This window comes from Bacillus sp. AC266 (genome assembly GCF_979253805.1).
Genome location: NZ_CEEDEC010000001.1, coordinates 681,660 through 695,814, shown reverse-complemented (window position 1 = coordinate 695,814; position 14,155 = coordinate 681,660). Strand labels below are relative to the sequence as shown.

At 33.0% G+C, this 14,155-nt stretch carries 12 protein-coding genes and 1 pseudogene; 3 read left to right on the top strand and 10 right to left on the bottom strand.

What is annotated here, in order from left to right; all coding sequences use genetic code 11:
* Nucleotides 1-51: 51 nt before the first annotated feature.
* From AC0IXC_RS03640 to abc-f, 5 genes and pseudogenes are all read right to left on the bottom strand, one after another.
* Nucleotides 52-1,983 (bottom strand): ABC transporter permease, encoded by a 1,932-nt coding sequence (locus AC0IXC_RS03640; RefSeq protein ID WP_471652591.1) that lies wholly within the window; start codon nucleotides 1,981-1,983, stop codon nucleotides 52-54.
* A complete protein-coding gene (locus AC0IXC_RS03635) occupies nucleotides 1,958-2,728 on the bottom strand; it encodes an ABC transporter ATP-binding protein (protein ID WP_002013124.1) in 771 nt (256 codons plus the stop codon). Before AC0IXC_RS03635 ends, AC0IXC_RS03640 begins: the two co-directional genes overlap by 26 nt.
* A gap of 320 nt (nucleotides 2,729-3,048) precedes the next feature.
* Complete coding sequence (locus AC0IXC_RS03630) at nucleotides 3,049-3,543, bottom strand: DUF3267 domain-containing protein (RefSeq protein ID WP_471652771.1); 495 nt, start codon at nucleotides 3,541-3,543, stop codon at nucleotides 3,049-3,051.
* Nucleotides 3,544-3,977: 434 nt separating this feature from the next.
* Nucleotides 3,978-4,329: pseudogene (locus AC0IXC_RS03625) on the bottom strand (hypothetical protein).
* Between the two features lie 20 nt (nucleotides 4,330-4,349).
* The gene (gene abc-f / locus AC0IXC_RS03620) at nucleotides 4,350-5,978 is read right to left on the bottom strand and encodes a ribosomal protection-like ABC-F family protein (protein ID WP_002136649.1); all 1,629 of its coding nucleotides are present in this window, start codon (nucleotides 5,976-5,978) and stop codon (nucleotides 4,350-4,352) included.
* Nucleotides 5,979-6,489: 511 nt separating this feature from the next.
* On the opposite strand from abc-f, the gene AC0IXC_RS03615 reads away from it, so the two are divergent.
* Nucleotides 6,490-7,479 (top strand): aldo/keto reductase family protein, encoded by a 990-nt coding sequence (locus AC0IXC_RS03615; RefSeq protein WP_002013118.1) that lies wholly within the window; start codon nucleotides 6,490-6,492, stop codon nucleotides 7,477-7,479.
* A 77-nt stretch (nucleotides 7,480-7,556) separates the two neighbouring features.
* Here AC0IXC_RS03615 and AC0IXC_RS03610 read toward each other — a convergent pair whose 3' ends face one another.
* Nucleotides 7,557-8,456 (bottom strand): LysR substrate-binding domain-containing protein, encoded by a 900-nt coding sequence (locus AC0IXC_RS03610; protein ID WP_033733141.1) that lies wholly within the window; start codon nucleotides 8,454-8,456, stop codon nucleotides 7,557-7,559.
* Between the two features lie 182 nt (nucleotides 8,457-8,638).
* Here AC0IXC_RS03610 and AC0IXC_RS03605 point away from each other — a divergent pair, with 182 nt between their 5' ends.
* Nucleotides 8,639-9,265, top strand: a complete 627-nt coding sequence (locus AC0IXC_RS03605; RefSeq protein ID WP_061689494.1) for a DUF6518 family protein — start codon at nucleotides 8,639-8,641, stop codon at nucleotides 9,263-9,265.
* A 465-nt stretch (nucleotides 9,266-9,730) separates the two neighbouring features.
* Here AC0IXC_RS03605 and AC0IXC_RS03600 read toward each other — a convergent pair whose 3' ends face one another.
* The 3 genes from AC0IXC_RS03600 to AC0IXC_RS03590 form a co-directional block, all read right to left on the bottom strand.
* Nucleotides 9,731-10,714, bottom strand: coding sequence for a sensor histidine kinase (locus AC0IXC_RS03600; protein WP_471652590.1), 984 nt, complete (start codon nucleotides 10,712-10,714; stop codon nucleotides 9,731-9,733).
* Nucleotides 10,711-11,418: a response regulator transcription factor gene (locus tag AC0IXC_RS03595; RefSeq protein WP_002127681.1), complete on the bottom strand. Its 708-nt coding sequence runs from the start codon at nucleotides 11,416-11,418 to the stop codon at nucleotides 10,711-10,713. Before AC0IXC_RS03595 ends, AC0IXC_RS03600 begins: the two co-directional genes overlap by 4 nt.
* Nucleotides 11,419-11,542: 124 nt before the next feature.
* Nucleotides 11,543-12,457 carry an acetamidase/formamidase family protein gene (locus AC0IXC_RS03590; protein ID WP_471652589.1) on the bottom strand — a complete coding sequence of 305 codons (915 nt, stop codon included), beginning with the start codon at nucleotides 12,455-12,457 and terminating at the stop codon, nucleotides 11,543-11,545.
* A 157-nt stretch (nucleotides 12,458-12,614) separates the two neighbouring features.
* Between AC0IXC_RS03590 and AC0IXC_RS03585 the strand changes: the two genes are divergently transcribed.
* Entirely contained in the window at nucleotides 12,615-13,043 is a 429-nt protein-coding gene (locus tag AC0IXC_RS03585; RefSeq protein WP_002013108.1) for a cell wall hydrolase, read from the top strand.
* 73 nt (nucleotides 13,044-13,116) lie between these two features.
* Here the strand turns inward: AC0IXC_RS03585 and AC0IXC_RS03580 are convergent, their stop codons facing one another.
* The gene (locus tag AC0IXC_RS03580; protein WP_471652588.1) at nucleotides 13,117-14,043 is read right to left on the bottom strand and encodes an NADP-dependent oxidoreductase; all 927 of its coding nucleotides are present in this window, start codon (nucleotides 14,041-14,043) and stop codon (nucleotides 13,117-13,119) included.
* Between the last annotated feature and the right edge of the window lie 112 nt (nucleotides 14,044-14,155).

The window sequence follows — 14,155 nt, the reverse complement described above, 5'->3', positions numbered from 1 at the left end:
ACAGTTCATTTTTTCCACATACTTTAATGTAGTCTTACAAGCTAATAAACTCTATTGCTCCATAACCTTATAAAGCTTTTGCAGGTAACGCCAACGGGTTATAAAGAAATATAATACTTGTATACATATAAATGAAATTAAAATAACGATAGAGCTATTAATTATAGAAAAATCGACTAATTGCTGTAATGCCGTATAAGCGACTACAGTATGAATCACTGCAACAACAATCGGTAAGAAGAACATTAATAATAACTGTCTCGTTACAATTTTTTTTAATTCTCGTTTACTTAATCCCATTTTCGAAATCATTTTATATTGCTGTTGATCGCGATCTAAATCAGTATATAATCGGAAATAAATAAAACTAGCAGCGAATGTGAAGAAGACGATTCCGACTAAAACACTTGCCATAAGTAATAATCCATTCGTTTGCTTTGCACTTAACAAATCTATAGTTAAAGCCCGAAATTGAAAATTACCTACTCTAGTATCTTTCTCAAATCTACTAATTAATTCGTTTGAAATTCCCTTCGTTTTCATCCAATCGTCTACAACAAATCCGTAAGTACGATATGGAATGTCTTTATTAACTGGGTCACTAGTAAGAGGGATTCCATCATATACCTGATCTTTAACAGCGATATAAATAGTTCTAGAATCATGTGGTAAAACTAAATTTTCTACAGCTTTTTTCACATGAAATGTCTTTGTCCAATCTCCTTGAATGACTTCTATATTCTTTTTATACTCGCCATTTTTAAATTCTTGTTTTTGTGATACGACTCCAGGAATTAATAAAATTTCATCTTCTTTTTCTATTGTTTCTTGTTGATAGCCTAGTGCTTTAGCAAGATCGTTATATTCACTTAACTTCATTACATCTACACCATTTTCCGTGTATATATATGAAGATGAAGCCATTCGATACGGAATATTAGCATCAGAAAGGTGTTTTTTTATAATAGAAAGATTTTTATTTAATACTTTGTCGTTTTCAAAACTTCCATACAAAAATGTATACGGATTTGTCATCCTTACCAAATCCCTATTTCCAATTGCAGCTGTTGTACCAATCGCTGTAAATGCAACTGCTGAAACAATAGATACTATAAAAAACATCTTTGCATTATCTTTCATACGGTAAATTAATTCAGAAAATGTTAATATATTTGTTCTCTTTAAAAAGAAAGATTCTCTCCTTTTCGCAAGGTGCAATATATAAACGCTACACTGTGTATATAAAAAGTACGTTCCTATAATTACTAGGAGCACCCCTATTCCAAGCGTAATAAAATTAGTACTTGGGATAAAGCGAAATACTGAAAAATATCCATACCCTATACTAATTAAAGAAAGTAGCGATAATAAAATTGATGCTTTCGGTTCTGGCTTTGGCTTTTCCTCTGCTTGTATAAGTTCCACAAGTTCTGTTACTTTTATCATTTTAAATGTAACGAGCGAAACAATTAAAAATAATAAAAGAAATGTGATAACTGTTAATAATACGGCCTGCACTGGTATATAAAAAGGCAAACCATTACTAATCATTAATACACTTGCGCTTATCAATAAAACTAGTTTAGAAAATATGAGTCCAATGAGAATTCCTATACAAATTGAGCCAAGTCCAATCAACATATTTTCAATTAATAATAATTTCTTAAGCTGTCTCATTGACATACCTTGCATCATTAATATCCCAAATTCTTTCTTGCGCGTTTTTAAAAATGAACTAACTGAATATAGAATGAAGAAAAATGAAAATACAAAAATCAAGCCTTGCGAAACTGAAAATCCCAATGTACCAAATGCACTTATTGTTGCACTTGTCGATTTCAACTCACCTTGTAAATCAGGATGAAATAATAAAAGAGCATACGTAAAGAAAATCATAATAGAAAATGCACTACTTAAAAAATGAGCTGCATATGTACGCTTATTGCGAAAAATATTATTAAATGCGAACTGACGAAAAGTCATGTCTTTTCCCTCCTAACAAAGAAAGGACATCCATAATCTTTTGATAAAATGCTTGCCTACTTTCACCACAATAAATTTCGTTATATAGTTGACCATCTTTAATAAATATGACTCTGCTGCAAAAACTCGCTGCATACGGATCATGTGTAACTAACATCATCGTAGCTTTTTCTTCTTTATTTAAAGTATCTAGCATCTCCATTACATCATTTGAAGATTTAGAGTCTAAATTCCCTGTTGGTTCATCTGCAAGTAATAATTGCGGCTTATGAACAATTGCACGAGCAATTGCTGTTCTTTGAGCTTGCCCCCCTGAAATTTCAAAAGTTCTTTTACTCAATATATCTGTAATATTTAATTTCTCTGCAATTTCTTCAACTCGTTCGTTCATTTCTTGTACAGAAACACCATCTAATGTCATCGGCAATACGATATTTTCCTTTACTGTAAGTGTGCTAAGTAAATTAAATGATTGAAAAACAAATCCTAATTGTTTCCTACGGAATAAAGCCAAATTATCTGATGTCAACTGGAATGGATTTGTACCATTTATTAATATTTCTCCCGATGTTGGAGAGTCGATAGTAGATACCATATTTAATAACGTTGTTTTCCCGCTCCCTGATGGCCCCATAATCCCTATAAATTCACCTTCTTGAATTGACAAATCAATATCTACCAATGCTTTAAAAGGTACTTTCCCTTTATATACTTTACTAATACTTTTTGCATGTAGAATTTCCATTTATATTCTCCCTTCATTTGCACTTCTCACAATATAGTGTAAATGAATTGTCTTATAGCACATATTGATTCATCTTTCATTTATCTTACACGATTGTAAGATTTCTAAAAAAACTGATAATAAATCTACTTTGAAACTATAATCAATTTATATCTATCTTATAATATTCGCAGGGTAGTATGAAATACTATGCTATTTATTTCTAATCTTTATTATATTAATGAAAAAAGACCGATTGTATTATCGGCCTTTTTACTTTCAAATATTATATTTTTAACTAATTTCTTAAATTGAAATATAATTAAATAATACTTTTAATACTATTTCACGTGATAATATCCTCTGCAAAATACTGAGTTCTTCGGTTTCATTGCAATTAAAAATGAATTGTAAATATCTGAGGCGGAAATTATTACGTTTATCCAACATACAAATAATATGATTGATTTAATATTTCCTGATACATAGAACGACATAAATGCAGGGGCTACCGATAATACAATTATGGGTAAGCTCATAAAGACCCAAAATCTCGCTTTGGATAGGGTTGCATTTGTATTTAGCCAAAAAAATATTCCACTACATGTTAAGCTAATATCACCTTTGTTACTTATGACCAAAATGTGTAGACATTCGTGAATGATGAAGACAAAGATACCTATTATGATTAGATACAATATATTAATATGAGTGAAACCTACTCCAAAGTAATTTGGTATCAGAAAAATGATTATTTGAAGTAGATATACAAACTTCATATAATGCTTTTGATACCAATTATTCTTAATAAAAGGAGTCCATTCTGAAAAATCCATACTTATCTGTGGCAATTGACGAAACCAAATTATGATATGCGTTCCCCTCCCTCATTTAATCTATTTCATAACTTAAAACTTTTAATCCACTAACACTCAACCGTAAGTTTTATATGCAAAACTTCGCTCACCTTCACTTTTGCCGTGCGTTCTTCTATTTGAGCTCAAAATGATTCATTTTTAGGATAATTTGAGTAAGAAAGTGGTGTTTTCATAGACAAATGTATTCGACAAAATTATCCAAACCCCTTTTCATATATGATTTTTTATAAAATGATTATCGCATGTACAGCTTAATCCCCTTGTTTTTTTGATGAGAAAATCCGGCAAGAAGCCATCCAAATTGTCTCTTTGATATGGTAACAGGTATAATGGAATGTAAAAAAGCTTAGAGTTTTAGCTCTAAGCTTTTTTACATTCCATTATAGATTCTTTTAAAGAGCAATATTTTTTATCCACTCTGATTTGCTTAATAAATAATGATTATATAGTTGGTTTTCTATCGTCTGTTGGCTCAAATAAGTAAATCCACATTTTTCAATAACTTTATTTGATGGTACGTTGTTAATTAAAGCAATTACGTTGAGGACATCTACATTTGTATTTTTAAACAAATAATCAATTAACCCTCTGTTCTTTCGTTGATTTCCAGTCCGGCAAAAACTTTTCAATTTCCGGTTGATTCGATATTTTATAAATGCTCTCCGCATCTTTCACAGTAAACTCTTGCAAGTATATATCTCCACAGTCTATTCTAAATAAATTAGTCGAACTCTCTTCTCCCATGTTAATCCCCCTTAATTACATTAAAGCGCCTTAATCTGCTTCGTAAGTTCTATAAATCGTTCATCAAGTTCTTTATATTCTTTATCGTTAGAAGTTAAAAAGCTTAATTTACCTAATACTTCTTGTCTCTCTGTTTCTAATGTTAAACGTAGCTCTTCAATATCATCTCTTGTTTTAATAAGTTCCTCTAGCTGCTTTTGTATCGTATTATTTAAAAACACGAGTTTCGTGTTAGTTGTTTTCTCCAGAAAATATCGATCGTGAGAAACTATAACGAGTGTTCCATTATACTCAGCTAATGTATTTTCAAGCTGTTCACGTGAAGGGAGGTCAAGGTGATTCGTCGGTTCATCTAAAATAAGTACATCTTTTTCATCTAAAATATAAGCCATTAACTTACATTTTACTCGTTCCCCCATACTCATATGCTCAATCGGTTCTTTCCATTGAGAAGCTTGGAATCCTAAATGTTTCATTAAATTTTGGACTTTTCCTCTTTCTTCAAATGTCTCTTTAAAAAATAAATCTTCTGGTGTTTTATCCAGTGGTAAATCAAATACTTCTTGTGTTAAATAACCGATGTTTGCAGATGGTGAAATCCATACTTCTCCTTGTACAGTTTCCGTTCCCATAATCATCTTCAGTAATGTTGTTTTCCCGCTACCGTTTGGTCCAACAATCGCAACCTTCTCACCGTGCTGGATTGTAAAATTAACGTTTTCAAATAATGTCTTTCCATGAAAGTCTTTTTTTAATTTCTTTACTTCTAAAAAGCGTTTTCCTACTTTTTTATTCGCTTGAATAGAGAACTCCACTGAATACTCTTCTTTCACACGTTCTACTTTCGTTTTCTCCAGCTCTTTTTCGAGACGTTTTCGTTTTGACTTCACTTGCGCATCCATTCGCTTCGCTTTTACACGATAAAACTCTTTAACTCCTTCTTGTTTTGTAGACTGTGCGTGTGCCTTTTGTGACCATGAACTTAATTCTTTTATATGTGTTTCTACTTGTTCTATCTTTTTTTGTTGTTTTTCATATTCACGTTGCTGCGTCATTCTTGTATGCTCACGTGCTTTCATATAACTCGTATAATTACCGCTATGCTCAATTAGTTTCTTTTCCTCAATTGACCATATTTTCGTTGCGACAACATCTAAAAAGTATCGATCATGCGATACAACGATAACTGTACCCTTCATATTTTTTATTTGCTTAATGAGAAATTCCGTACTCATCTCATCTAAATGATTTGTCGGTTCGTCTAATATTAATAAATTAGGATTTTCGGCAAATCCTTTTGCTAGTCGAACTTTCAGCTTTTCACCACCACTTAAAGTAAGAAAATCGTTCGTTGGCACGCCCCATTTCGCAAGAAGTTCTGCTTCTTTTGCAATCATATCATTACTAATAAAAGATTCTATTTCTTGTTCAACATATGCCGTTGTCATATTCATTTGCTGCCATTCAACAATCCCTTTTGATGGCTCAATCTTCCCATTTATTAATTGAAGTAACGTTGATTTACCGGCACCGTTTTTACCAATTAATCCGATAACATCCCCTTGTTTTACTGTAACATTCATTTTCTCTAACAAAGTATTTTCCTTTATTTCAACATAAACATCATTTAATTTTAAAATTTCTTTCATATTACCGATCCCTTTCATTAAGGGAGAACAAAAAAATCCTCCCAAATTAATTTGGCAGGATTAGTCGTTAACATATTTATACCCAAATAAGCTATTACGCATAATAAATAGCAATACCGTTGTAAGGAAATTGGGCAGACTAATCCTATTTTTTATAAATTGAAATTTATTGAATTTCAACATTTAAAAATAAGATTAGTTAATCATCGTCCACCCATCATTCCTTTCCGTCGTTAGTAACCATATTGTACCATAGTAGTACTGTATGAGTAAATGCGATTATACGTGCTGTGAAAATGATTGCTTTCTTTTAGGTCTATTCATCTTCACTTCATATCGATCAAACACAAACAACATCTGTAATACTACTGGCTTTAGATTTCCTTAGTAGTAAACTTCTAAGCACTCTCTCTTATATAATTTTTATATAAATGTATCATTAATTATATATTATACATATTACATTTCAGTTCTTATAATAAAGATATCATTTTAAAAGGAGGATACTACAATGGAATTTAGTAAACTAGGAAACAGTGGATTAACAGTAAGTAAGATTGCATACGGGAACTGGATTAACCATGGTGGAAAAGTAAACGAAGATACTGCAAATGATTGTGTGAAAGCCGCACTAGATGTCGGAATTACTACGTTCGATACTGCTGATGTTTATTCGGACACTATAGCCGAAGAAGTACTTGGCCGGTCTTTGAAAGGTATACGCCGAGAAAGCATAGAACTATGTACAAAAGTATGCCATCCGACCGGACCTGGAAAAAATGATCGTGGATTATCGAGAAAACATATTATAGAAAATTGCAATGCATCGTTACAGCGGTTGCAGACAGACTACATTGATGTCTATTATGCACATAGATTTGACTCAACAACTCCTCTTGAGGAAACGATGTTAGCTTTTGCTGATCTTGTAAGACAAGGTAAAGTCCTTTACTTAGGCGTAAGTGAATGGACATCAGAACAAATTACCCGCGGTGCAGCACTTGCACGAGAATTGAACATTCCACTTATCGCTAGCCAACCTCAATATTCGATGTTGTGGCGTGTTATTGAAACTGATGTAATACCAACATGTCAACGTGAGGGACTTGGTCAAGTTGTTTGGTCTCCCCTTGCACAAGGTATTCTCTCAGGAAAATATCAACCTGGTAAACCCTTGCCGACTCAATCACGTGCTAATTCAGATGCTGGTAAACCATTTTTCCACAAACTCGTGCAACGTTGGATGAGTGATGATGTACTCACTGCAATTCAGAAACTCAATCCCATCGCGCAAGAAACTAATCTTACCCTACCACAACTCGCAGTTGCTTGGGTACTACAAAATCCAGCTGTTTCCTCTGCAATTATTGGCGCTTCAAATCCGGAGCAAATAAGAGAAAACGTAATTGCTTCTAGTGTTAAATTGCAACCTGAAATTATGGATCAGATTGATAATATACTAAAAGGTTTCGCTGAGTACGATCCGAGTAAAACAGGTTGAATCTTCAGTGACTTTAAAATAAAAATAGAAGTTTTCCTATCCAACTTTCCGACTGCCCATCCCATCAAGATGGGCCTTTACTTTTTAAATTCAAATTGTGAAGTCGTATAAACCTCTCTAACAACTGTTAAGAAGTTCTCTAATACGACAGACTTTTCATCTTGTCTCCATCCAACATATAAATTTATTTTTGGTGTATTTTCTTGAATGTCTTTATACATGACACCCGATTTTTTATAGCTTTCCACCGATGATGGAACGACAGAAATCCCCATTCCTGCTGCAACTAAATTCACAATAGTTTGCATTTGGATCGCCTCTTGAACAATATTTAAACTTACTCCATGTTCCCAAAAGTAACTAATAATTAAATCATAAAAGTTAGTACCGAAATGACGTGGAAATAAAATAAATGGTTCATCAACTAATGATTTGATTGAAATGTTACGTAACGAAACTAAAGGGTGATCTTCATGCAAAACTAATTTTAAACATTCCTCAGAACAAACTTCGGAAACTAATATTTCATTATTCTGCTTGGAACGAATAAATCCAATATGAATTTGTTTTTCATATAGCGCTTTTATTTGCTGGTCTGTTGTCATCTCGCGTAATATAAGCTGTATTCTAGGAAAACGTTCTCGAAATTTTTTTAATATGTCTATTACGGTTTCTGTAGAATCGACAAAACCGATTATTAAATGTCCTATCTTCCCTTCATCCGCAAGCTGTGTTTCTTTAATAGTTCTATCTACTTGAAGCAACGTTTGCCGCGCACCTTCTAAAAATATTTTCCCTGCACTGGTTAGTTCAACCATTCTTTTTGTTCGATGAAAAAGTTGAACGCCCAATTCATCTTCTAATTTACGAATTTCTTGGCTTAAAGGAGGTTGTGCCATCCTAAGCCTTTCTGCTGCACGACTAAAGTTTAATTCTTCTGCCACTGTTATGAAATATCTCATTTTACGAATATCCATTTCAATCCCCCTATCATTCACAACTAGCAAAAAAGCCCTCCTTCTAATAAATTATAAATAAAAAGAAAATGCTATTCGCTATCCAATAATCACTTATTGTTTTTCGATAAATTTTTATTGATTACTCCCCTTTAATAAGCTATTATATGTTTGTAGAAAATATTAATGTAAGGATTGAATTTATGGACAGGACATTAAAAATCACAAAGTTAAATATGTTTTTAAAGATTTTTCTCATCCCGATTATAGTAGGGATAATTGTTGGTATACTAACTAAATTAGGGCAAGGTATACTTCCAGGACATTGGCATTCATTAGCTAATCTAGGAAGTGTTTGGTTAGTTCCATCCTTTTTTGTGGCTAGCTTTAGTTATTCTAAGCGTACAGCTATACTTTCTGGTATCCTTGCACTACTCGGTATGGTATTAGGCTATTATGGTTATGCAATAGTTATTAAAAATGTAGCTCACTCTATTTATTTTATATCTGTATGGATTGTATGTGCATTTATAGGAGGAACTATCTTTGGAATTGCAGGTTTTCTATGGAAAGATACTACAAATCCACTTCATAAATTCGGAAGCGCGCTTATTAGTGGAGTTTTTGTAACGGATGGACTTCACATTCTTTTAAATTTTGAAGACTATAGTCACATGTTACCTGTTGGATATACCGAAGTGATAGTCGGAATTATCTTGATTCTTGTATTAGAACGCTCTAATGCTAATCGAATTTCTTCTTTCTTAATGATGGTTCCTATCATTATTTTAGGATTAATTGGATATAAATTATTAAGTTTGTTTACTTAATTACAATACTGTATCATGAAAAAACAAAAGACTAATTCTATTATAATCCACAAAACATATCACGACTTCGAACATTATACTTATTAATGTTGATACATTTATTCATAGGATGGATTCATGAAGCTATCTCTTTCAAAGAGGTGGCTTTTTTCTTACAAAAACTATTTATCAGCTTTTTATTAAATACTTCTAATTTAAAGATCGTATTTATTAGCGTGTCATTATACATACTAAGATGACCTTTTACCATTTCATATAATCGCTATAAAGTGAAACTTTAATCAGTGGGGGGTTTCTCCATCCCCCACTGATTATTAGTTGAACCAATCGGACTTTTATGAGCAGTTGATTCCTAACTTCTTTGCTTTCGCTGAATTTTGAGGTGGGGGTCTTACTGCCCATTAAAGCGGGATAAAATAAGGCTAAAAAACTTATCTCCAAAGTTCTTTAGCCAAGAACACTTATTTACACATTAAAAAATATTATTCGTACAACGGTACCTTTACCAACCTCTGAATGGATTCCTACACTATGTCCTAATTGTTTCGTAATTTCATATACAAGATAGAGCCCCATTCCAGTTGATTCTTTAAAATCTCTACCGTTTTCTCCTGTAAAGAAAGGTTTGAATACTCTTGGTAAATCTTGCTTCGGTATCCCTACGCCACTATCGGTAATTTCAAGTACAACTGTATTACCTTCCTTACGTACTTTCACTTTAATCTTTTCTCTACTACCTGATGAATATTTAATCGCATTCGATATTATTTGTCCAATTAAAAATTGTAACCACTTCGCATCACTTTCTACAGTAATACTCTTATCAATTTCAAGCTCTGGGTATACAAAATTCCGAATAAAAAAGCGTTTATTTTCATGCACGGAATCATTCACTATTTTATGTAGTTGTACTCTTTCTACATAAAAATCTTGTGTAAATGCTTCTAAACGTGCGACATACAGTGCCATCTCTAACCCCTTTTTCAACCTATCTGTTTCCTCATTAATGCTTTCAAAACGTGAATCCACTTCATCTTGTGTAATTAATTCTATTACAGATAAAGGTGTTTTCATTTGATGAATCCACTGATTCATAAAGGTTAAATGATCATTATTTTTCCTCTCTTGTAACTGGAGCTGATTTTGATAATGTCGATATTGTACTTCGAGCAAATCTTGGAGAGCAGTAGATAAAACTGCAAAATCAGATTTTTGAACAGATTCATCCAAAGATTGCAACGGATTTGCTAAACGTTCATAAAAAGAACGATGTGTAAAATAACGAAATACTAAATAACTTACCATAAAAAAAGCACCTAAAAACATTGCATATAATGCCGTTGAAATATGATTATGCCCATCAAACCAATAAACTAAGAATATGGCTAGTAGTTGGATCGCAGTAAAACAAATAAGTGGTATATGATCACGTATAAATAACCTCATCATTTTTCCATACCATTATCCCAAGTAATATGTAATCTATATCCAACACTACGGATTGTTTCTATTGCTCCTTCAATTTGTAACGTTTTTAACTTTTTACGCACACGTGTTGTATTTACACTTAATGTATTATCATCAACATAAGATTCACTATCCCATAATTTATTTAATAATACTTCCCTACTAACAACACGCGGATAGTTTTTCATTAACATCTCTAATAAAATGGCTTCGTTTCTCGTTATATCAATCTCTTGGTTCCTAAGTTTTAATACAAGTCTTTCGGGATATAAACTAAGACCTTGTTGCTCAATCATTCGTTCTTCTAGTTTCGGTGCATAGTCTCCATAAGCACGTCTTAAATGACTACGAATTTTCGCCATTACAACTTCATAATGAAACGGCTTCGGAATAAAATCATCGCCACCATTTTCTAACGCCATAACTTGATCCATCGTACCTTCACGGGCCGAAATAAATAAAATCGGACATGTGGAAACCCCGCGAATTTGACGACACCAATAGTAACCATCAAAACTTGGTAAATTAATATCTAATAAAACTAACTCCGGTTGTTCTTCTAAAAATATGTCTAACACATTTTGAAAATCCGTTACAATAATTCCTTGGTAACCGTATTTCGCAACATATGTTGATAATAACTCCGCAATTTTCATATCATCTTCAACAATCATAATTTTAACCATCTCTGAACTCCTTTTTGATCCACAATCTCAAATATACTTATATAAATAAATACTACCTCTTTTCACAAAATCCGTAAAATAGAAAAAGGATACTTTTATACAAAAGTATCCTTTTCTATTTTTCTTATTTAATATGAAATTCATTTAGAGAAAATCCTAACTTCTCCACATATTCCCTTCCTAGTTCCATCCGCGCCGTTTTTAGTGGATCCACAACTTGGCAAATTTTCAAATTACCTGCTGCTGATAATAAAAGAGTTGCATCAGCTTTAGACATTTCTAATTCTTCATGTAAAAATGTCACCATATTACGTACAGCACGATTCGCTGCATCATCTAGCAATTTCTCTGAAGCAATCGTCATTATTTTTTCTTTTTGAATAGCCAATGGTAATGGCCATTTCTTTCCTTTTATAGTCTGAACAGTTACAGTTACCTCACCAGCAACCTCTACTCCACTAACACCAATTTCACCATCACCCATCGCAGCGTGTAAATCGCCTAATGCTAAAAGAGCACCAGGAACATTTACAGGTAATAATAACGTTGTACCTTCTTTGATTTCTTTACAATCCATATTCCCGCCGTGATCATGCGGTGTACCACATGAAATACTCTCTTCTTTCGGTGCAGTACCAATCACACCAATCATTGGATTAATTGGAATTTGCAGTTCATTTGAAAATGAAACATGTCCATTATGTATTGGGACAATTTTTACTGTATTTTCATTTAGCTCATCACCCATTACACCTAGGTTCGCACCTGTAGTTAAAACACCCTGCTCTGCAATTTTAATCTTTTCAATCGTTACGACTAATATATCACCAGGTTCTGCACCTTTAATATGTACAGGTCCGGTCGCTGGATTTATTCGATTCCAATCTAATTCTTGAAACACAACATCTTCAGAATCAATTTGATTTTCAAAGCAATCATATGTTTCAAATACAAGACGGCTCCCAATTTCTACTTCAATACATGGATTATTTTCTGGTGACATTGCGTAAATGATATGTTCTTTATGAATACGATACATAAGACCTCTCCCTTTTTATATTTATCTATTATTACTAATTAGCTTTTTTCATACAAGCTCCTCTTGAAATTCAAAGATATTTTCATGTGAAAAAGCACTTAGCTTATTTTAAAACATACAATCTTTACTATAAGAGCTAAAGAAAGGTGGTATCACTATGCCCCTTATTCCATACAACGAAAGTGACGTTGATTTACTAGCACGTTTAATCCGTGCTGAAGCTGAGGGCGAAGGACGACAAGGTGAACAACTTGTTGGCTGTGTTGTCGTAAATCGTGTGTTTTGTGATTGTTTAGATTTTAAACAACTTCGATCTGTGCGTGATGCAGTATATCAAAGCCCTGGCGGATTCGAAGCAGTTCAATACGGTTACTTTTATCAACGTGCCCGTGAATCAGAAAAAGAAATCGCAAGAAAAGTTTTACAAGGTGAATGGCGCTGGCCAGCACGATGGGCTCTTTGGTATTTCCGTCCAGTTGGAGCTTGTCCACCCGAATGGTATAATCAGCCGTTTGCAGGGCAATTTAAAAGCCATTGCTTTTACGAACCAAGTGGTGATGAATGTCCAAAAATGTATTCACGATAGCAAAAATTATAGTATATACGAGTGGTGACTATTTTCATCTCATATAGTCACCACTCGTATATTTATGTAAATATCATTCCATCGTAATTACAATTTTCCCTCTAACATGCTGACTTTCACTTAAAATATGAGCTTCTCTAATTCCTTCTTCATTAAACGGAACAACCTTACTGATGATAGGTTTAATTTTTCCATGCTCAATCAAAACAGATAATTCGTCCAATTGCTTCCCGCTTGGTTTCAACCATAAAAACCCTGATTTTATGGCCTTTACTTCATGACGTGGTTCATGAACGATAGAAACTAGAACACCACCAGATTTAATAATTTGAAAACTTTTTTCTTGTACTTCTCCGCCGATTGTATCTAACACAATATCATAATCTGATAGTAGCTCTTCAAATTTATCTTTTTTATAATCAATAACAAGGTCAGCACCTAAAGACTTTAAAAACTCTTCATTTTTACTACTTGCAGTTGTTGCGACAAAGGCCCCAAATGATTTTGCGATTTGAATTGCAAAACTCCCTACTCCGCCCGCTCCAGCATGAATTAATACTCGGTCATTTTCTTTTATTTGTGCGTAATCAACAAGACTTTGCCAAGCTGTTAGTCCTGCAAGAGGTATAGATGCTGCTTCTTCAAAATTAAGATTATTAGGCATTTGCGCTACTAAATTTGATTTCACTGTAATGTATTCAGAATAAGAACCTTTCCCTATATTTTCAGGTTTCGTAAACACTTTATCTTCTATTTTAAAATGATTCACATCTCCTCCAACTTCTTCAACTATTCCAGCAACATCTAATCCTAATGTAATTGGAAATGAAAATCGCAACTTTTCTTGTAAGTCTCCCTTTCTTATTTTCCAATCAACAGGATTGACAGATGTTGCGTGTATACGTATTAATACTTCATTACATTTAACAACTGGTTTAGGAACTTGTCTTTCTTGTAATTCTTCAACACTACCATATTGATCAATAACAATTGATTTCATTTCCTCTCCCCCTTGCTGTTTATTTTAATAACAAACAATTATTTTTCAAAATTTTTCGCCTTGAATGAAAATAAATATGTTTGGAGGTGATATTTATGCTACTCTACTAATT

What these genes read in the sequence shown, in the direction of transcription:
- AC0IXC_RS03640 (WP_471652591.1), bottom strand. Translation starts at nt 1,983, where the DNA reads ATGACTTTTCGTCAGTTCGCATTTAATAATATTTTTCGCAATAAGCGT.
- AC0IXC_RS03635 (WP_002013124.1), bottom strand. Translation starts at nt 2,728, where the DNA reads ATGGAAATTCTACATGCAAAAAGTATTAGTAAAGTATATAAAGGGAAA.
- AC0IXC_RS03630 (WP_471652771.1), bottom strand. Translation starts at nt 3,543, where the DNA reads ATGGATTTTTCAGAATGGACTCCTTTTATTAAGAATAATTGGTATCAA.
- abc-f (WP_002136649.1), bottom strand. Translation starts at nt 5,978, where the DNA reads ATGAAAGAAATTTTAAAATTAAATGATGTTTATGTTGAAATAAAGGAA.
- AC0IXC_RS03615 (WP_002013118.1), top strand. Translation starts at nt 6,490, where the DNA reads ATGGAATTTAGTAAACTAGGAAACAGTGGATTAACAGTAAGTAAGATT.
- AC0IXC_RS03610 (WP_033733141.1), bottom strand. Translation starts at nt 8,456, where the DNA reads ATGGATATTCGTAAAATGAGATATTTCATAACAGTGGCAGAAGAATTA.
- AC0IXC_RS03605 (WP_061689494.1), top strand. Translation starts at nt 8,639, where the DNA reads ATGGACAGGACATTAAAAATCACAAAGTTAAATATGTTTTTAAAGATT.
- AC0IXC_RS03600 (WP_471652590.1), bottom strand. Translation starts at nt 10,714, where the DNA reads ATGATGAGGTTATTTATACGTGATCATATACCACTTATTTGTTTTACT.
- AC0IXC_RS03595 (WP_002127681.1), bottom strand. Translation starts at nt 11,418, where the DNA reads ATGGTTAAAATTATGATTGTTGAAGATGATATGAAAATTGCGGAGTTA.
- AC0IXC_RS03590 (WP_471652589.1), bottom strand. Translation starts at nt 12,457, where the DNA reads ATGTATCGTATTCATAAAGAACATATCATTTACGCAATGTCACCAGAA.
- AC0IXC_RS03585 (WP_002013108.1), top strand. Translation starts at nt 12,615, where the DNA reads ATGCCCCTTATTCCATACAACGAAAGTGACGTTGATTTACTAGCACGT.
- AC0IXC_RS03580 (WP_471652588.1), bottom strand. Translation starts at nt 14,043, where the DNA reads ATGAAATCAATTGTTATTGATCAATATGGTAGTGTTGAAGAATTACAA.